This is a genomic window from Patescibacteria group bacterium (assembly GCA_038065255.1).
In the GTDB taxonomy this organism is placed as follows: domain Bacteria; phylum Patescibacteriota; class Patescibacteriia; order JACQRZ01; family JACQRZ01; genus JBBTRI01.
Map to the genome: position 1 here is coordinate 111,002 of JBBTRI010000006.1, position 21,374 is coordinate 132,375.

Annotated in this window: 6 protein-coding genes; 5 read left to right on the top strand and 1 reads right to left on the bottom strand. The window is 47.7% G+C overall.

Going from position 1 to position 21,374, the window contains the following annotated elements:
- The first annotated feature begins 69 nt into the window (after window positions 1-69).
- Window positions 70-14,508, top strand: a complete 14,439-nt coding sequence (locus AAB400_02350) for a carboxypeptidase regulatory-like domain-containing protein (protein ID MEK7648741.1) — start codon at window positions 70-72, stop codon at window positions 14,506-14,508.
- Between the two features lie 100 nt (window positions 14,509-14,608).
- Window positions 14,609-16,030 (top strand): hypothetical protein, encoded by a 1,422-nt coding sequence (locus AAB400_02355; GenBank protein ID MEK7648742.1) that lies wholly within the window; start codon window positions 14,609-14,611, stop codon window positions 16,028-16,030.
- A gap of 18 nt (window positions 16,031-16,048) precedes the next feature.
- On the opposite strand, the gene AAB400_02360 is transcribed toward AAB400_02355, so the two are convergent.
- Window positions 16,049-17,095 (bottom strand): PilT/PilU family type 4a pilus ATPase, encoded by a 1,047-nt coding sequence (locus tag AAB400_02360; GenBank protein ID MEK7648743.1) that lies wholly within the window; start codon window positions 17,093-17,095, stop codon window positions 16,049-16,051.
- A gap of 88 nt (window positions 17,096-17,183) precedes the next feature.
- On the opposite strand from AAB400_02360, the gene AAB400_02365 reads away from it, so the two are divergent.
- Genes AAB400_02365 through pheT form a run of 3 tightly spaced genes read left to right on the top strand, consistent with a single transcriptional unit; the run spans window position 17,184 to window position 21,368 of the window.
- The gene (locus AAB400_02365; protein MEK7648744.1) at window positions 17,184-17,933 is read left to right on the top strand and encodes a PD-(D/E)XK nuclease family protein; all 750 of its coding nucleotides are present in this window, start codon (window positions 17,184-17,186) and stop codon (window positions 17,931-17,933) included.
- Window positions 17,930-18,952 carry a phenylalanine--tRNA ligase subunit alpha gene (gene pheS, locus AAB400_02370; protein MEK7648745.1) on the top strand — a complete coding sequence of 341 codons (1,023 nt, stop codon included), beginning with the start codon at window positions 17,930-17,932 and terminating at the stop codon, window positions 18,950-18,952. The genes AAB400_02365 and pheS overlap by 4 nt, the downstream gene beginning before the upstream one ends.
- 4 nt (window positions 18,953-18,956) lie before the next feature.
- Window positions 18,957-21,368 (top strand): phenylalanine--tRNA ligase subunit beta, encoded by a 2,412-nt coding sequence (pheT, locus tag AAB400_02375; protein ID MEK7648746.1) that lies wholly within the window; start codon window positions 18,957-18,959, stop codon window positions 21,366-21,368.
- Window positions 21,369-21,374 lie beyond the last annotated feature (6 nt).

The following is a 21,374-nucleotide window of genomic DNA, read 5'->3' on the forward strand; positions in this document are numbered from 1 at the left end:
ATATGCACCTAACTTTTTTAAAAGCTCTCTTTTTCTATGAAGCACTATTTTAATCGTAGTTTTTCACCTATGAATGTTCGGATAACACTCAAGAAGTTTCTTACGCAAATAACGGCTGTTGCTGTTATTTTTTGGTCTTTAGGGCCGGCATCGTTTCTGAATCCGCTCTCTGCTGATGCTGCCGTATCGACGCTTACTGCTACAGCCATTGCAAGCAGAAATCAAGTATTAGGCACTTCTGCTCCGGCAACAGCTGTACTCGGATTGAACGCTGTTCAGAGCGCGGGCGAGCAACTATCACAGGTGGTTGTGTCAATTAATCCCACAGGCACTATTGCTCCATCGGATTTTGCAGCACTTGCTACGGATGCCACCTCCGGTGTTGCGCTGTACGCCGATAATGCCGGTGGCGGCACTCAAGGAGTATTTGATGCTACTGACACTGCTGTGCCACTTGCGGCTGCGCCCTCTTTTAATACTAATAGCCAATTGGTACGTTTGACACCAACCGCATTTTCTGCGACAGCTTCTACCGATAATTCCTATGCATTGACAGATGGCGATGTTGTTTTTACTCGGACATCCACCGAACAGAGTTATGCATGGCACGTAGTAAAGGTTGGCAATGGCGGGACGGGCGGCATGACAAATCAAGCGGTTCGTTTTGAAAATACGGCAACCCTCCCTCTGATCGTTAATAGCGGAGTCCTTTCGAAATTTACTCCGGAAGCAACAGGGAACTTCACGATCAATGGTACGGCGAATACAACAGTATTTTCAAGCGGAGCAACTCCAGCCCTGTCAACCGGTGATATTGTCCTCTATTCAGGCGGTACGACACTTTCCCGCTGGGGCATGGTGAGTGGTGCGTTTACAGCTACTAATGCTCCTGTTGACGGACAAAATTTGGCGAATGAGACCTATCGCATGAGTCGTGCTGCAGGCGTTACCGGCAGCTACTCAGTTGGGCCAAATGGAGCTGTTACGGTAACCGGCGCATTGAATACCGCACCTCTAACCGCTGGCGACATGGTGCTCTACCGAGATACGGCAACAACAAGCCAGGCGCAATGGGGTGTTGTGACAAATGCAACCCTTACGAGCGGCATCTTTGCAATAGATGGCGTACCCTTGGCGCCAGGGACAACAGCAACGCCAAAAGTCTATCAGATCACCAAGTTGAATGCCTACGTTAATGCAACAAAACTTTTAACAACAAATGCAGATACAAATGTAACTGCAGGTACGGTTGCCTATACGCTTCTTACGTCAAATACCGACTTTAATGGTGCTGCCGTTGCGCGAAATACTGCCAACTGGCACGTTGTAACGACAGCCGGCAATACAGTAAACGGCGATGCAAATCTTCGATTGAAATTTAATAGCAGCACTTCTGTTCCGACATTTGGAAATCCCGCTCCGTTGCGCGTTACTTTGGCGGCAAATGCGCTTCAGGCGATACCGGCAAATGATACGGATGCAGACAAGGTGGGACCAGACTTTTTTGTGGTGGTAAAGGGCGCAGCAACACCAGTGGCAAATAATGGGTTTACTGCTTCGATTTCTTCAACCTATTTTAGCACCGCGATAGCCGCTATTCCGGCAGTGGTTACTCCAACCTATACATTCTCACCCACGCCTGTTACCACTTCGGCTCAAGCCGCCCAGCAACTAACTTCAAACACAACACTGTTACCTGCAAGCGAAACATTCTATGCGTTAAAACTCAACCTTTCCCAATCGAATCAACCCAATGTTCGTGCAATGCGCGTGGTGGTCAATCCGTCGGGGGCGGGGTCTATCAATGACTTGGCGCCAATTACTGATGATGCAACATCCGGCATTACCCTTCTTAAAGATGATAAATCAAACGGCATGGGAAGAGGTGCCCCGGATGCCACAGATACTTTTGTCGGCAATACATTTGATCTTGGCGGACGTTCACAATTCAACAGCACTCAATTGGTCAAAGTAACTCCAAGCTTAACAGCGACTGACAATGGCAATGCTGCCGAGGGGATGCTTGCTGTTGTTGTTGGCGATGCGGTATTTGCGCGAGTTGGTGCCGGTTCGTATATGTGGCATATGGTGACAACTGCCGGTAATCTGTCTTCCGATGCTACTACCGAAGGCACGGCTGGTCTTGACGGTTTAAGTGCGGCAAATTCTCTTGTTGCCGCAGGCAGTCAAATGAATAAACTCAATCCCCAAAACGGTACGGGAACTCTTACGGTCGGTGGTGAGGTGAATCTTACAACGCTTAATTTTGCAGCAAATGATATCATTTTTTATCAGGGAGGTATGGGTGCTCCAAAGTGGGATATTGTTACCTCGGCAACCGCGGCAGATATTGTAACGCTTGGCACTCCCCTCCAAAATGGAAACTATCGGGTAAGTAAGTTTACACCGGACGCAAATCGCACCGCCTATGGCATCGGCGATATTGTACTGTACCAGAACAATTCAACATTTGCCGGCGATACAAAATTCGCAATCATTACCGGTTTTGATCGCGATAATGCCGATGCGGTTATTGGCTATACGCTTTCTACCGGTGAGACTGTGCCACTTGCACGCCTTATCAAATTCACCGGCTTTGGCCAAGTAAGTAAGGATGTTGGTGCGACTGATTATGCATTGATCGACGGTGATTTGGTTTTGGGTATGCCAACACTCAATCCTATGACATCAACAACCGATTGGCATGTTGTCACAACACCAAATGGCGGTGCGCTTGGCATGAACAATGCCATCCGCCTCAATGATATTGGCGCAGGGGAACCTCGCTTTAATGGCACTGTTGTTATGTTGACCCCGGGAGCTGTGAGTGCGGTATTACCGGATGATGCAGGCAACAACGCGCAATCAGATTATTTCATCGGTGTTCGAACGTCGCGCATGGCGGCAAATGGCAATGCATTTACTGTTAGCATTCCTTCCGACTCGCTTGTTCTTAATCACTCCACACTTGGCACAACAACGCCACTTGCTACTCTTGCAACGTCTGTGGTGTTTACTGTTTCGACAACATCGTCGTTGACCACGAATGCTGCTGCAAATATTGCGGGTGGTCCTGCAACGATCAATGTCTCAAGCAATCCAACGGCAGTTTTTGGCTTGAATACTGTTTCCACCGGCGGCGAACTGGTCAGAAAAGTAGGTGTCACGGTCAATCCTGGCACCGGATTTATCATGAGCGAACTCAATGCACTGGGTACCAATGCGCAGTCCGGTATTGCTTTGTATGAAGATAATAAAGTTTCCGGCTCGAGCTTTGGTACGTTTAATGCCACTGATGATGCCGTAGTGGCACTTTCGTCAATTACATCCGTTCAGCAGGGTCCCCGCCTTACCACATTAGCCCCATCATCTCAAGCACTTGCAACAGCTGCAATGACGCTTACCGCAGGCGATGCTCTTTTTACCCACATCACCGGTAATGGCGCACCGACCAATACATATGGCTGGCACATGGTAACTACAAGCGGCACGGCAGCTACCGCACCTTCCGGAGACGGCGCTCTACGCCTCGACGGCGCAGGAGCGGCGCCAACGTTTGTCGGCGGTGCCCATGTATCGCGATTGAGTGCGAGAACAACCGGTTCCTATGTCATTAACGGCAGAACCAATACGATTCCTTCCGCATTGAAACTCGGAGATATTATCCTCTATCAGACAGGAACAACAGCAGCGCGTTGGGGTGTTGTATCTCAGAATTTTGATGCCGGTAATGCAGTCGTAGATGGCGTACAGTTGGCAAGCGGAACGTATCGCATCGGCAAATTCTCACCGCAATTTTCCCAAAGTACCGCACGCATTGGTTTTCAGCAAGGCAGCCAATACACGTCATTCTCAACTATTAATTGGACACAGATGCAGGCAGGCGATCTTGTGTTGTATCAAACAGGAACAGAGCCAGCGAAGTGGGGCATTGTCACCAATGCGTCCACAACCGGAGGCACCTTTGCTATCAATGGCGCTCCGCTTACGGTGGGAAATGGCTACAACAAGACCTATCGGTTCTCGAAACTTGATTCCACATTAACGCAAGCAGCTTTGGCATTTAGTGATGGTACGCAGACAACTGCAGGAACCCTCACCTTTGCGCTTGCAACATCGAATGCGCAAAGTCCTACAGCATTTGACTGGCATGCCATCACAACTGCCGGAGCTATCAATGGTTCAGCAATTCGTTTCGATGGCAATGGCGCCGCCGCCCCTCTCTATGGTACGAGGGTTACTATGATTCCGACTGAAGCAACCGCTCCATTTTTCCCAACTGATAACAATGTCAATAATGCAGGCAGCGATTTCTATGTTGTGGCGCGCACTTCCTCAACGGCAGTGGCAAACGATAGCTTTTCTCTCACTATAGCCCCGGGAGATGTGGGTACCACGCTACATGAGCCGTTGGCAACACCCACACCGCAGACAAGCCCTGTATACACCGTATCTTCAGCGCCGGTAGCACCCCCGGCAGCGGTAGCGGCGACAGCAGCTATTCCCGTAGCGGATTTCCCTGTCGTTTTGAAAGGCACCAGTGCATACTTGCCACTGTTTCGTGTTCGTTTTGGAACGAATGAGAATACCAAAAACTTTACCTCGGTAAAAGTACAACTCTCACCGCTTGGGGGTACGCCGACATGGACAACTGCGGCTATTACATCTTCGGATTTGGCTGATTTGGCAACCGATCCTTCCAGTGGCATTACTCTTTGGAAAGATGAAGGCGATTTGAACTTCGATACCAATACTCCCGTTGCATTGGCTGCGAGCCCTTCCTATGCTGCTTCTGATCTGGCAACTGCAGGAGCTCGATCATTCACATTGACGCTTGCAACACCTCAAGCAATTGTATCCGGAGACGCATACTTTATTGCAGTAAGGACAAAAGCAGCTCCGCAAAATGGAAACACGTTTTCTGCCTTTCTATTACCCGCTGGTATTACTACAAGCGCCACATCTCCGACATTGAGCACAACGGTTCGTCGCGATGCAGTCATAGATAGCACAGTGCCCACCATACAATTAATCGTCGGTCAACCGGGCACAAATTCACTGGAAGTCACTTTTAGCGAATCAGTTCAAAAAGTGAATAATGGCCCGCTTTCCTTTGTAAGTTCGTCAGATCCGTTTACCTTTGTCGACGGAGGCGGTACTGCTCAACAAATCACCAGTATTGAGCGTCGCTCAGATACCGTTTATACACTCACGATGAACGGCAATCTTACCGATGAAGATTTTGACGGCAGCCCGGCAACATTAGCCGCTACAGCAAATAAAATTTCAGATTTTGCGGGTAATGTCATGGGTACTACGGCATCGAATCTTGCCAATACCATGCGAATCACAACTTCTACATTGCCAAATACAGCGGCGGGACAAGCGTATGGACCCGTGACGCTTCAGGCAACCGGAGGTACTCAACCGTACGGCTGGTCTCCTTTGGGAAGTGCTGATGCAACAACTCTTACAAACCTAGGGCTTACTCTTACGGCAAATACCGGTATTATTTCCGGTACGGTGCCGGCGCAGGCATCAGGTTCGAATACCATTACCATTAAACTCCGCGATAAGGCATTTACGGCAACGGTTCTCACGGGCGCAGCAGGAGCAAATCCGTGGACATACCAACGAGGCGGTTATGTGCCGGCCGTGGGTGACGTTGTGTTTTATCGTAATGTTACCGATGCTCCAACGGCCATGAACTGGGGTATTGTGACAACTGCACCCACAGATGCTACACGTACAAATCAAAACACCTTCCGTCTTAATGGCGCGCTCCTCCTTGCCCAAAAAACCTATCAGATGACGCAATTTAGAGGAGGTTCATCTCCTGAAACAAGTGCGATTGCAGCAAATGGTAATTTCGTCCAAGGACTTAACTTGCGTATTGGCGATCTGGTATTCTATCCAACCAATGCAGCCACAACAACGTATGATTGGGGTATGGTATCAATTGCGGAAAATATTACCGCAAATAATCCGGCAACAATACTGCGTGTGAATGGCAGTGCATTGCCTGCGTATTCAGCAACAGGACAAGTACATCTTGTTCGAGCAAGTAATCCTGGGTTCTATTCAGATACTGCTCTTGTAAGGGTGAATAACGGAGCAGTATGGACAATTGACGGTGGCGCATATACTCCATCAAGCGGTCAGCAAGTTATCTATCGAAATGTTACCGATGCCCCAACAGTCATTCTGCATGGGATTATTACTGCTGCTGCCAATACCAACCAAGAAAATTTCAGAATCAATGGCCAGACGCTTCTTGCCACCAAGCAATACCAGATATCCAATCTCAGTACATTAAATTTCACTTCGCAATCAATAGTCGGCACCAACCAGTCAAATTTTGAACTCGTTGAACGTGATGGCGATATTATGTTCTTGCCAACGCAGAGCAATGGCACGGTGTACAATTGGGCGATGGTGACCGGAGGCGATGCGACTATTCCTGCAAATACCAACATCACCGGTCTTAAGCTGAACGGCAGCGCGGTGGATATGGCATGGACCAATGAAGCAGGTGGAAATCTTATTGCCAATGCATCCCCTCCTGCAACAAGCGTAACGCGAACATTTACGGTCAATACTCCAGGTGCTGGTGGGTTTATCGCAGGCATTGATCGAGTGGAACCAAATGTTGGTATCGTCAATACAGTGCGGGATGTGACAGTGACCGGCATAAGCACGTCATTTGCCGCAACTAGCAACATAGAATTGCTTGACGGATCAAATAATGTCATTTCCACCGAAGGGGCTGCTTCGGCAACCAATATCCAGGTCTCACAAAAGGCATCAACAGGCGCAACCAACCTCTCATTCCGCCTTACAATAGGAGCACAAGTACCTCAGGTTTCGTATCAGTTGCGCATCACTACCGGCAATCAGGTTGTATCAGGGCCAAATGCGTTTACGGTCAGTGCCGCAGTTGTCGGGCTGAACCCCCTATCACCGCCGAATAATGCGACAAATGTTCCAATCCCTCCGCAGTTCTCATTTTCTCCAAGTGCGGATCAGACTGTTCTGAGCTACCGTCTCATTGTCCATACGCGGAATGACTTTAATGACAGCATATCGGGTGGATATACTCTGTGGGATTATGCCTTCCCGAAGGTTGCTCCAAGCGGCATTCCCGGTCATTGTTTTGTCGACCAGTGTTCCGTTCAATACGGGGAGTCGCGTTTCCGCAACATCCAAGCTGCAAATTTCGATCCAAGCAGTGCCAATACACCTTCACGCCCGGCCCCGCTAAGCCCCAATACCGTGTATTATTGGAAAATACTTGCGTATAAAATTGCCCATTCGGACGCAACCATAGGCGCATCGAGTGAGAATCTTGGCGATACCAACAGAGTGCCGGAATCCAAACCGGACGGCGGTATTGGCAGAGCATTTACGACGACAGCGACCATAGCTGACAATGAAGCTCCGGATATTCAGTTTGCAGCACCTCAAAAAGCAACCGCATCAGCCGATCTCAACATGTTTGCTCGCGTATTTGATCGTGTTGCCCGTCCCACCGGAACTCCGGCGCTTACAGCACGAGTCCTCTACTGTAATAACGCAGCAAACTGCACACCGACCACATCAGCAAATGCTACCCATGTTGGTTCGAATTACTTTAAGTTTACTATTCCTGCAGCAACAGTTGGTGTAGCAACCACAGTGACGCGATTCTATATCGATGCAAGCGACGGTCCAAACACAACATCAACGGGCACTGCAGCATCACCCCTGAGCGTGACTGCCGTTGCAGCCGGATCAGGAGTGATTAGCGGTACTGTGAAAAAAGCGGACGGCACCTGTGATGCGACCATTCGCCAGGCGACTCTATTTATGGAAGGAACCGGTTTCAATGCCACAAGTTCCAATGATGCAGCATGTTCATTTGCTTTGAACGGTCTTACTGCAGGAGGTTCTGTGTGGGCTGTTAAAGAAGGGTTTGAGCCACAGCCATTCACTTTTTCGCTCGGTAAAACCGGTGCTGATATCCGTATGCCCTTTAACCAGGGAGGTGGATTCATTGGCGGAGGCGGTTCTACGGGCAATCCACGTGTCATGCATCACTTCCCCGGCCCGGACTCTCAGGCTCCATCCACTGCACCAATTGATATCTTCTTTGATCGTGAGATGGATTTCGGCACTATCAGCAGCACTAATATGACCGTAAATGAAGAATTAAACGGTGTTTTTACTGATATTACCAACCGTGGATCATGGACATATACCGATGCAGCCGATCCAAACAATTCTCTTGTCACCATGCATCGCGCAAATTGGACGCTTACCGGACAAAACACACTTGGTACGGGTAAGAAAATTGTTGTCGTACTATCAAGCGCCGTGAAAGCTCAAGGCGTATCCATTGAAACACCTGACAGCCATAGCTTCCAAAGTGTTAAAAAGTTTAGTTTCTTTACGAGTTCGTTTACCGCCAATCAGTGTGATTTTGCTGCCGGCACGTGCAATGGTACGGCAATTGCTCCCGACCTTATTCCACGCGTGATGAACTTCCCGCTTCCGCCTGATATTTTCAGAGTTCCAACCAACACGCCTCTCAGTGTGAATTTCAGCGTGGATATGAAAGATAACAGCGAAACGTATAACCTCATCAACTCCGTTCGTCTCTATCAGATTATTAACGGACAGCCAAGCGATATTACATCAACGGCTATTCAGTCTGTTTCGCTAGACAGTACAAATAAAAAGCGCGCTCTCATCACGCTTAAAAACACCTTCAATAGCGGCGCTCTCGGTGTAAATACACAGTATGAGGTTAGAGTGCTCGCTGCCGCGACTGCGTTAAGCGGCTCAACAGTGGGACAGGATTTCACCTCGCCGCGCTTTACAACCGGTACGGGTACAGATACGGGAGCCCCAACTATTGTCAATCCGGCAGCCGGTGCGCAGATGCAATTCTCGCCGTTCATGCGAAAAATTGTCCTCTCATTTAACAAGCCCCTGCGGCAAGACAGCGTATCATCGAACACCATTAAACTTTTCCAGAGTGGTTCTACGTCTCCGGTAAGCGGTGTGTCAGTTCAATATGACAATACGTTAAATGTTGAACTTATTCTCTCAAACCCGCTTCTAGAGCAGACAAACTATGAAGTAAGGGCAACGGTAGGATCAAGTGGTGTTGTCGGAGGCAATGGAGTGGCGCTCGTCGCAGAATCGCAAGGGGCAACCTATGTTTCACGCCAATTCACAACAACAGTCGTAACGGGAACGATTGAAGCAGCTGCTCCTCGTATTGAATTCATGAATGCCGATGACAAAGAAATAGTCATAAAATTCAGCAAACCGATGAATACGGCAACAAGCGGAGATGATCTTGCAAAGAGTGTTTTGAATAAGAATAACATTACACTCAAATATGGCGATAGCGAGCCCTTTCCGGGATTTCAGCCGGCCACACAGGGAACGGCAATCACTCTTGCCAATGAAGCGAATGCAACCTTAAGCTTCACCTCGAATAATGAACTGAAGATTTCCAATTGGACCTCGGTTGCCGCAGCCACTATCCGCGATAAGAAAGTCTATATTTCCTTTGCCACGACAGTGACGGATGTGAGAGATATGGCGATCGACACAAACGATATGGATCCTGACATGGCAGCTAAGTTTGGCGCGCTAATGGATGGGCAAACGGTATGTATGAAGGGTAATTCTCGTTGTCAGAGAGTTATGAATAATACGTTGACGGGTGGTGCGAATACGATTGGTGAATATAAGGTTGATTTGGGTCTGCGCGGCCAGGGCGGACTAACAAGTATGAATATCAATATGGTCGGTAAAGCGATCGGTCATATAGGCCCGCCTGAAGTGATAGCTCACAACCAGACCACAGGAGAGTTGAGCGGCTATATCATACGCGTTCCCCTCACTAGACAGATACCTACCGGTGGGGCGGTTCAACTTATCTTTCCTGAAGGGTTTGATGTGACAGGCGCGAAACAGCGTGCGAATCACCCAACCTGGCGAGATTTCAATCGCGATAATGCAGGGACTATCACATTCAGGTGTGGTGCGAGTGTTGCAAATACCACAAATTGCGCGGGCGGAGCAAATACGGATGATACGGGCACTGCCCAAGGAGGGCTTGCAGATGACGGTATCGTTGTTGTAAGTAAAACAACTGTAAAGGCATATTTAAGTGTTGTATTTCCACCGACTAATAGTACAAATCCGATAGATTTTATTGAGTTTGAACTTGAGGGCATTCGAAATACTTCCAGCGCCCTAGATCACAGCTCTACAGACAATACTGTGAAAATAACGACACTTGCCGGCGGTGAACTTGAAAGTATCTCGCCAAGTCCGATCATTATTCTTAAGCAGGCTGGAGCGCTGCAGATTACCGGAATGATCACCACTCCTGGGAATGCTGCGAATGGCACGGTAACGGTCTATTTGGAATCTGAGCAAGCCGGATTCAAGTCGGCAACCTCGACAAACTTCAGCGGCACAACCACAGCAACCTTTGCATTTACCGGTGTTCAGGCAAATACGTATTATTATGTTCGACTTGATCCAAGCGTAACGCTTGGCGGTAATGAATATTCCGGATCAGGGGTTCCACTCTTTGTGAATAACGCAAATGCAACTGCTGATTTACCGATGACCAATACAACGACAGCAGGTACCCTTGTGACGATAACCATTACCGGAGGCCCGGCGAATGAGTTATTGGATATCTTTGCCAACTCCATGCATGGGCAGAGGCGCCTGAAGCAAATGCAGCTTGGCGGTGATGGTACGAATGGTGCCGGAACACAAATACGGCTTTCGGATGATCAGTGGTTTATTGGTGTCGGACCACGAATTCCGTTTGGTCAATATTCGGGACCTCCGCCAAAAACGTCTTATCGGCCGCCGGCTCATATCAGTGTTAATGTTGATAGCGCACAGAATCCGGCGTGCAATCGTGAAGGCGGGGTTCAGAGCTGTACCGTTCCCTTTGCTCTGACGAATGCAACAAAGCAAATTAGAGGCAAGGTTGTTGACCCGAACAATGTAAGTAATGTTATGGTTGGCGCGGAAGTAAAGGCATTTTCGCCGAGCGGTGAAGCGCGTGCGACTTCCGGAGCTGATGGATCATTTACATTGGATGTAACACCTGATTCATATGACGTTAAAGCCTATGTTTTCGGCATGGAGCCGTCTATCCCGCGCAATGTCAACGTAACATCGGCGGTTACAGATTATCTTGTCATTGACGGCGCAGCGGCAGTGTCGGCGGTAACAGCTGCTACAACATTCATTCTCAAGCCGATTAAAGCAGGATTCAGCATCCAAGGAAAGATAACCGATTCAACCGGAAGCGTTATGAAAGACACGGCTGTGTATGCATATAGAACAGACGGACCGGGGCATGCCAATGGCATGACCAATGCAAGCGGTGTTTATACTATCTATGTAGGTCCCGGAACATGGAACGTTGGTTCGGTTATCAATGGTTTTGGTAAGGTTCAAGAAATTACGGTTACGGTCACCAATGCGGACAAAACAAATCAGGATCTCTCGGCATCGGGCGGTAACCGATCGTACAAAAAAGTATCCGGTCGTATTTATCAAGATACGAATGGGAACTTACAATATGATGCCAATGAAGGCTTGGCAAATACCATGGTAAAGATCGTCGGTCCCGGTGGTTATTTCAATCGCGATGCGACCAAGTCTGATGGCACATACACTATTCAGGTTCCGACGGGCAGCGGTTATCGCGTTAAGGCGTTTTCTCCTGATCTCGGTGGAGAACTGCCACCACTTCCTCTATTCGATGTCAGTGATGATGTTCCGAATAAGGATTTCAGAATTGCAGCACTACGTACTATAACATTCGTGTTCGCCGGCGGTACGGTGAGTGATGGGCGTATTGAACTGAAGACAGCGGGTAATATGATCGTGCCGATCCGTATCTTTAATGGTACGGTGCCCAAAGCCGCAGTTCCGAATGGGGATTATACTGTTGATGTAATGATGGGGAATGCTTCAGTTTCAGCGTCGAATATTGCCGCTACTGATGGGAATACCACCTATGTGGTTGCAGGCGGAGTTGGAACGCTTACAGTTACCGGCAATGAGAGTCTGACAATCACCTTACCGGCGCAACGGACAGTCAGTGGTACGGTGCGTGATGCAAATAACCAAATTGTCGCCCAAGCCGGTGTGGAGATATTCAATGAGGCAACCCATGTATTCAATACAACATCAACAGCCGCAGATGGTACCTTTACTGTGCGCGTTCCCAATGTGTTACCAACCGAACCACCCTACATCTTGAATGTGTCAAAGTCGGGGTATCTGAATGCGTTTCAATCGATTGCCGTTACGGCGGCAATAGCTGATGTCGACCTTATAAATCTTGCATTGAGCATTCAAAAAGCGACACTTTCCATTTCCGGCAGAGTAAGGCTTGGGTCTGATAGTGGAGCTAATGCTACAAAAGCAAGTGTATATGCTCGAAGACAAGGCGGTGGATCTGCACGAACAACGGCTGACGATCAAGGCAATTTCATATTGCCTGTGCAGGCCGGTTCTTGGGATGTTACCGCCAACTATGATGGTTACCAAGAAAAAGGATTTGCCCAAAACCCGGTTGTCGTGACTACTGTTGCAGTTGATGGAAAAAATATTGCTCTCACTGAAACCATAGCGACAAAGGCGCCGCTTTCGCAGACGGTGTCCTCAACGGTTGGAACAAATGTTGAAGATACCAATACCGGCACAAGCTTGATCATCGGTGCAAATGTATTACCGACCAATACTTCAACAAATCTCCAAATTAAAGAAACGACGAACTTCAGCAGTACGGATACGGCAAAAGTGGTGGGAGGAGCAACGGAAATCACGGCTCAAGATACGAGCGGTTCGCCGGTAACTAAATTAACCGGTGCAGCAACAGTGCAACTGAAGCGCACTAAGGTGCAGCTTAATGCTTCAGCATCAGCAGCAGACTCATCAATCAATACTAAATCCGAAGTCAACAAGATGAGTATTTCGTTATTTGATGATACGCTCGGCCAATGGACGTCATTACCTACGACGATTACATATAGGGATGCGAATAACAATCTTGTTTCAAATCCAAGCGAAGATCTATCTAATGTCGATAATGTGTTGCTTTCTGCCGAAACAACTCACTTTTCGCTCTATGCTCCGACGGTCAAGACAAATCCAACAGCTCCTTCAGCACCTGCAGGTTTAGCCGTGAGTAGTCCAACAGCATCATCACTCACGCTCACATGGACGGCTGTTGCGGGCGCTACAGGGTATTCTGTTTACCGAGGCACATCGGCAAATGGAGAATTCCCACGTATCGGAGCGGATCCGACAGTTGGAAGCGGCACAACAACCTCATATGTAGATACCGGACTGGCAAATAATACCAGCTACTTCTACAAGATAACCGCGCATAATGCAAATGGTGAGTCGGAAGCGTCCGCAGCTGTAACCAATACTACAAGCACTGCAACGGCAGCATCTGCCGGATCATCCGGTGGAAGCGGCGGTACGGCAATCGTGGGTGGCACTGGCGGTAGCGCAACATCGACAACTACCACAGCGGCAGCAAAAGTAATCGTTGAACCGGTGAAGCAAACTCCTGCGCAAGCTGCGCCGCAGGCCGCTGGAGCAGTTCCAGCGCCTGCCGCACAGGCTCCAGTAGTAGTAGCGCCAAAGCCGGCTCCACAGGCTGCGCCAGTTGCTCAAGCACTCTCTGAAGTAAAAGCCCTCTCAACAATTACACGATCACTTGCAAAAGGTTCAAAAGGCGCTGATGTGAAGACGCTCCAGCAAGTACTGAAGGCCGAAGGTTTGTATAAGGGAGCGATCAATGGCGTTGTTGATGCAAAAACTCTCTCTGCCGTGAAGTCCTTCCAAGTTGCGCATAAGATCTCCAAACCGGGCCAGAAAGCATTTGGCAATATCGGTCCCGGAACGAGAGCCGCAGTCAATAAACTTGTTACGCAGGCAGTGAAGGCGCAAAAAGAAGCTATAAAAGCAAAAGCTTCTATACCTGCTCAATGGGCTACTCCGGCTACCCCAGCAACTCCCGCTCAAAAACCAGCAAAAGCAAAACCGACCAAAGAAGAACAAGCTGCAATGAAGGCTGCTAAAGAAGCCGAAAAGAAAGAAGCATTGATGGCTGCAATAGAAAAAGCTTCAGAAGCTCTTGAAGAACGGTATGCTTCCGAAGATGGAGAGTTTGGTCTTATGAAGGGAGCAAAAACTGCAAAAAGTACGGCAGCAGCACAGAAGAAAGCCGACAAGCATGTAAAGAAACTTACTTCTGTCCTCGAGCCAAAAGCACTTAAGATGGCATTGAAAGATCTTCTCTTGAATCTTCCTGAGCCAATGAAAAAACTTGGCATGGACAAGTTTGCCCAAGTTCTCACGAAGACACGAAAAGTTCATGGAAATGCTATTCCTCAAGATCCGCAAGGGTTTGCGGATTTTGTCCAGGAAGCAATGAATAGTGCAGTAGGAGTCAAGTAATCGCATAGTTTAATTGGCATAAAACAGGGGATAATAACAATCCCCTGTTTGTGGCATATAAATAGGTGTATACTAACACTATAATTTATAATTATTTTCTATGACTTCACGTCTCATGCTCGTAGTAGCGTTGTTCGGTATTTTTGCAAGTGCTACAGTTACGTTTGCACAACTTCAACAACCTCAGGGAGGGCAACTTAATCAGCAACAGGGCGGACAACAGGGCCAATATCAGGGGCAAATGCCACCCAATCAACAACAGGGCATGATGGGACAGTACGGAGGCCAACAGGGTCAACAAGGACAGCAATACGGTGGGCAGCAGCAGGGTGGTCAGCAGGGACAGATGCCACCCGGAGGATTTGATCCAAATATGGATCCTTCCCGAAAAGGGCAGTACCAAGGGCAAATGCCTCCAGGAGGACAGGATCCTAGAATGATGCAGGGAGGTGGACAAGATATGCAAGGAGGACAGTACGGAGGCAAACAGGGACAGCAAGGGCAGCAGTACGGTGGACAGCAACAGGGCGGTGGGCAGGGACAGATGCCGCCGGGAGGTCCGGGAATGATGCAGGGACCCGGTAAGGAATTTTTCTCTCGGATGGTCACAGAAATGAAAAGCAACATGAAGCCATTTGAAATGATGGTAAAGAATTTTGACAAGCAGATTACAAAAGTCCAGACATCGGTAAAAAAATGCGGCATTTCACCAAATTTTGAAGAAATGAAGACTGCTGTTACTAATGCCAAAGATACTGTTGCTAAAGTAAAAAATTTAGATCCAAAGGCAGAAGATCTTGATTTCTCTCCTGAAGAAATTGGTGAAACTGCGCAGACTGTTTCCGAAAACCAGCGCCAACTCATGCAGTATGACCAATTCTGTCGTGGAATGACTCAGCGCGAAAAAGACCTCAAAGGCATCACTGGAAGGCTTGCAAAGATTGAGAGGAATATTCAAAAGGGTAAATTAGATTTGACTGATTCACTTAATGAGCAGAGAGCAGATCTAGCAACGCTACAAACATTGCTTAAAGACGCAAAGGATCAGGCATCGCAGGATATAGAAAAGGCGATGGATACTATTGATGATTTTGAGGATAAACGGAATGACGTATTTGACCGCGAACGTGCATTACAGATGGCTGCAAACTTTTCGAGGGAATTAAAAAATCTTGATCGTGATGCAAAACGCCTTGCAACAGATGTGAAAAATGAAAAAAGACGCGCTTTAAAAAAGAAACTTCCAAGCGAAGATTTAAGCGATTCGTATACCAAGTTTAACGATGACTATACCACGCTTAAGGGGCTTGCAGGCAAGAAGAATGTTGATCCTGAAGATCTCATAGCTGCTATGGAGGATGTATTCGATGCGCGGCGCGATATAGATGAGGCGCTCAATCAGTTGCGTGAGGGCGGTTCGGGGAAAACGGAAGACGAATTTGCTTTGCCGCAGGGGTGGGATGATATAGCAAAATATTCCCATCAGGGCAGCCAGCAAGACCAGATGATGCAGGATCAATAAAAGAAAAAAGTATCCATACTAAAAATACGCATATTGCCGCGCATAGCCGCGGCCTTTGTCGTATACTTCTTTGGTAATCAGCTTATCCCGATAAAGCGTTTCGAGGGCGCGTTCCATTGTTACCATGCCTTCTTCAGAACTTGTTTGAAGGACGGTATCAAGCTGTTCAAAATTTCCCGTGCGGATAATGTTTGCTACAGCGCTATTGTTGATAAGAATCTCCCGTGCGGCGATGCGGCCTTCAGGTATACAAGGTACAAGTTCTTGAAAGACGACTGCTCGTAGGTTTTCTGCGAGTTGGATTTTGATCTGGCGCTGTTCATGCGGCTCAAAAATATCCACAATACGAAGCATCGTCGCTGGAGCGCTGGATGTATGGAGCGTTGAGAACACCAAGTGGCCGGTCTCAGCGATACGCAGTGTTTCCTGGATGGTTTCTTTGTCGCGCATTTCACCAACCATGATGATATTGGGGTCTTGGCGGAATACCGTGCGTAACGCCATACCGAAATTGGGGGAGTCAATGCCGACTTCACGCTGTTCAACGACGGATTTTTTGTGTTCAAAAACGTATTCAATCGGATCTTCAACAGTAATGATTTTGCAGTGCCGATCGATGTTGATGCGGTCGAGCATTGCCGCAAGTGTTGTGGACTTTCCGGATCCGGTAGGGCCGCAGACTAAAATAAGCCCGCTATTGAGCTGAGTAAGACTTTCTTCAAATTTGCCGAGACGTATTTTATCGAATGAAGGAATTTCCAATTTGATAATGCGTGCCGTAAGGGCAAGATGTTTGCGTTCAAAATGGACATTCACGCGAATGCGCTGGTTCTTGCCGAAATCATGGGCAAAATCAGCATCAAATACTTCATTGAGTTGCGCCTTGGCGCGCGGTGTCAAAATCTCATCAGTGAGTTCTTGAATGTCGTTATCGGTGAGTTTATAGTCATCAACGTCTTCAAGTCGACCGTGGATGCGCATTTGCGCGGGCTTGTCATAGATAAGATGGATGTCCGACGCTTCTTTCGCGTAGGCATCCTGGTACATTTCATAGAATGTTTTCATACACACCTATTCTACCATTTTTCACACAGGGATGATAGTTGATATTTCTTAACGAATCCGATACACTAGTACATATCTAAGTAATTCTATGGCATTTCCCTATAAGCGAACGCTTTTTGACCCACAGTCGAAAGATCCCTATAAATTATCACGCTCAAAAATTGAGCTCTTTATACAGTGTCCCCACTGTTTTTATCTCGATCGCAGGTTGGGAGTTTCCCAACCGGCTGGTTTTCCATTCAATTTAAACTCGGCCGTAGACCACCTTTTGAAAAAAGAATTCGATTATTATCGTGCGCTTGGACAGCGCCACCCCCTCATGGAACAGAATGATATCGATGCACTACCGTTTGCCCATGAAGAGCTTGATACTTGGCGAGAGAATTTTAAAGGAGTACAACATCATCACGTGACAACTAATTTCATATTGACAGGCGCAGTTGATGATCTCTGGATAGTGCCAAGCGGGGAGCTTATTGTTGTGGACTACAAGGCGACAAGTAAGAATAGCCAAGTGGGAATAGATGCCGAATGGCAGGGGGGGTACAAGCGTCAAATGGAGTTTTATCAATGGTTGTTACGCCAGAATGGTTTTGCCGTATCACCGACAGGGTATTTTGTCTACTGTAATGGCAGGAGAGACCGTGATGGATTTAATGCCAAGCTTGATTTTGATATTTCCGTCATTCCATATACCGGCAGCGATGCATGGGTAGAGCCAACACTTCAACGCATTCGTAGTGCACTTCTGTCTGCCAAGCCCCCGACACCATCTGCACAGTGTGATTATTGTTCGTATCGTAAGAATGCCCACACAGCGCTTGGAGGTAGCGTATGAACGCGGCAATGATTGAAAAAATCAAGTCTGATGCGCTTAGCTCACTAGAACGTGCGGCAAGCACTGTGGAGCTTGAACAGCTTGAACTCACGCTGTTTGGCAGAAAAACAGGGACGATAACTGATTTATTGAAATCCATCAAGTCACTACCGGACGAAGAAAAAAAATCCATCGGACATCGAATAAACGAATTAAAAAACTCTCTTCTGCATGCGCTCGAGGAAAAAAAAGCAAGCCTTATTGAACGTAGCGAAGGCGAAACTCCCTTTGATGCTACAGAACCCTATATTGGAGAAAGGGCACGAGGGTCATTACACCCCATTACACATATTCAGCAAGAACTCGAGATGTTTTTTACCCAACTTGGCTTTTTGGTATTAGATGGGCCCGAGCTTGATTCAGAGTACTATAATTTCGAATCGTTGAATATTCCAGCCGATCACCCTGCACGGGACATGCAAGATACGTTTTATATCAAAGATCACCCCGGTATGCTGATGCGCACACAGACTTCTGCCGTGCAGGTGCGGGCAATGCGTGAGTATGGTGCGCCGCTTTCAGCTATTGTTCCCGGGCGATGTTTTCGTAATGAAGCAACCGACGCGCGGCACGAACATACGTTTTATCAACTTGAAGGGTTTGTTGTGGGAAAGAAAATCACCTTTTCCCATCTCAAGGGCATTCTCGAAGCTGTGGCGCGTTACTTGTATGGACAAAAGACTGAACTTCGATTGCTCCCGAAATTCTATCCATTCGTGGAGCCGGGTGTGAGAGGGGAGGTAACGTGCATGCTGTGTTCGGGCAAGGGGTGCCGCGTATGCAAGCAGTCGGGGTTTTTGGAAATATTCGGCGCGGGCATGATCCATCCGAATGTTTTGCGTGAAGGAGGGTTGGATCCCGCGCATATTTCAGGACTTGCATTTGGTCTTGGCCTCACGCGCCTTGCAATGCTAAAATATGCCATTCCGGATGTGAGACTGCTGCAAAGCGGGAATCTTGATTTTTTGAAACAATTTTAATCCTATGCTTCTTTCTAAAGAGTGGCTACAGGAATTTGTAGCACTACCAAAAAATCTTTCGGATGAGGAAATAGCTCGGCGGCTTTCACTCTGTACTGTTGAGGTAGAGCGGATACAGAAAGGCGCTTCACAGGACTGGAACGCTATTGTTATCGGAGAAATCGTTGAACTCAAACCCCATCCGAATGCAGATCGATTGCGTCTTGTCATGACGCGCATTTCAGAAAAACAACAACCCCTTGTTATTGTGTGTGGCGGAAGTAATCTTAGCGTTGGAATGAAGGTTGTTGTAGCATTGCCCGGTAGTCATGTACGTTGGCACGGCGAGGGAGAGCCTGTTGAGCTCACATTGACTCAAATACGGGGCGTTACAAGCGAAGGCATGATTTGTGCGGCAAGCGAGGTAGGATTGTCTGATCGGTATCCTGCAACGAGTGAACATGAAATTCTTGACCTTTCTTTTCTTTCGGTAAAGCCGGGAACACCACTGACTGATGCGCTTGGAGCGGCGGATACCATTTTTGATGTGGATAATAAATCATTAAGCAACCGGCCGGATCTCTGGGGGCATCGCGGTATGGCGCGTGAATTGGGCGCTGTGTTGCAAGTACCTTTTTCTGATAAAAAAATTCCACTCATCAAATCCTCGTCACAGATTAAACTCAGCTGTACCGTAGAAGAGAAAAAATTGTGTACGAGGTACATGGCTGTAGTAATAGAGGGTGTGTCTACAATGTCCTCGCCTTCCTGGATGCAGCAACGTTTACGTTCATGCGGTGTGCGCCCCATCAATGCCATTGTCGATGTGACGAATTATGTAATGCTTGAATACGGACAACCGATGCATGCATTTGATTATGCTCGTATCAAAGAAAAGAATGGAGATGTAAAACTGCACGTTCGCCGTGCAAAGAAGGGGGAATCTATCCGCGCGCTCGATGGAAAGGAGTATGTACTTTCGCCGGAAATGCTACTTATTGCAAAGAGTAGTGATGTATTGGCGATTGCGGGAATCATGGGTGGTGAGAAAAGCGGAATTGATGATTCGACAACAACCATCGTTCTCGAAGCAGCTCATTTTAATGCATCTTCGATTCGAAAGACATCTTCAGCGATCAAGCTTGCTTCTGAAAGTTCGCGAAGATTTGAGAAGCATCTCGATCCGTTACTCACCGAAACAGCATTGCGTAGAGCGTGTGAGCTCTATTCCCTTTTGTTTCCTTCAAGCAAGGCTGTAAGTAAGGTGTGTGATACTTTTACACAAAAAGAAAAACCTCTTACCATCACCCTCTCAGATGCTCTTATAGAATCAAAACTTGGAATGCGTATTCCACAGTCTAAAGCAGCAACACTGCTTAAGCGTCTGGGTTTTGGATTAACAAAGAAGGGGTTGGCGTATAGTGTGGTTGTTCCCAGTTTTCGAAAGAAAGATATTAGTATCCCCGAGGACGTCATTGAAGAAATTATTCGTCTGATAGGCTATGACAGCATTCCGTCCGTAGTGCCGCCGTCGTATTCGCGGATGCCCAAAAACAATTCCTTTTCTTTATTTGTTACGGCGCTTAAGCAGCAGTTGAGTTCTGAGTACCATTTTAATGAAGTGCATAACTACGCATTTGTCACTCCTTTTGTGCTTCGTGCCGGCGGGTATGTGCCCGAGGAACACATCACGCTCTCAAACCCTTATTCTGATGAACGTCCCTATCTGTGTAAAAGCCTCATCCCAAATTTGTTGGAAGATATTGAAAAGAATCAGGAACGACATGAACGCATTGCATTATTCGAAATTGCGAGAGTATTCACCGACGAATTGCAACAACCCTACCATTTATCATGCGTTCTTTCATTACCTCGCGATCCACAGGCATTTGCTTTTCTGAAGAGTGTCATTGTGTCGGTGCTGAGGTGTAGGGGATTTGATATTTCTCCACGTGTGTTGAGTGAACCCCTTGCTTGGTCATCGCACTTCCGAGGTGTTGGGCTGTATTGTAATACGGCGCGCATTGGATCGATTGCTGTCGTAGACAAGTCAGTATGTGCAAAACTTGGCATTGAACGTGATGTTGTTGCTTGCGAAGTTGATTTGTCGCTTGTGCACTCCTTGCCGCGCCACGATCGTAGCATTCAACAGCCGCACGCATATCCTGCAGTACTGAGAGATGTGACATTTGTACTCGATGAGGGTGTACGCTATACGGATGTATCGGCAATGCTCACTTCCGCCCATCCTCTGATCGAGAGCGTAGAGCCATTTGATATTTATCGCGGTGAGCAAGTGGGAAGCGGTAAAAAAAGCTTTTCATTCCATATTACTTATCGTTCTTCGGCGCGCACTCTTGCTGCCGCAGAAGCGGACAAGGCCCATATCGAAGCTATTGCTCTTCTTGAAAAAAAATTCAATGCAGTACTGCGTTGATAGTAA

What these genes read in the sequence shown, in the direction of transcription:
- AAB400_02350 (MEK7648741.1), top strand. Translation starts at nt 70, where the DNA reads ATGAATGTTCGGATAACACTCAAGAAGTTTCTTACGCAAATAACGGCT.
- AAB400_02355 (MEK7648742.1), top strand. Translation starts at nt 14,609, where the DNA reads ATGACTTCACGTCTCATGCTCGTAGTAGCGTTGTTCGGTATTTTTGCA.
- AAB400_02360 (MEK7648743.1), bottom strand. Translation starts at nt 17,095, where the DNA reads ATGAAAACATTCTATGAAATGTACCAGGATGCCTACGCGAAAGAAGCG.
- AAB400_02365 (MEK7648744.1), top strand. Translation starts at nt 17,184, where the DNA reads ATGGCATTTCCCTATAAGCGAACGCTTTTTGACCCACAGTCGAAAGAT.
- pheS (MEK7648745.1), top strand. Translation starts at nt 17,930, where the DNA reads ATGAACGCGGCAATGATTGAAAAAATCAAGTCTGATGCGCTTAGCTCA.
- pheT (MEK7648746.1), top strand. Translation starts at nt 18,957, where the DNA reads ATGCTTCTTTCTAAAGAGTGGCTACAGGAATTTGTAGCACTACCAAAA.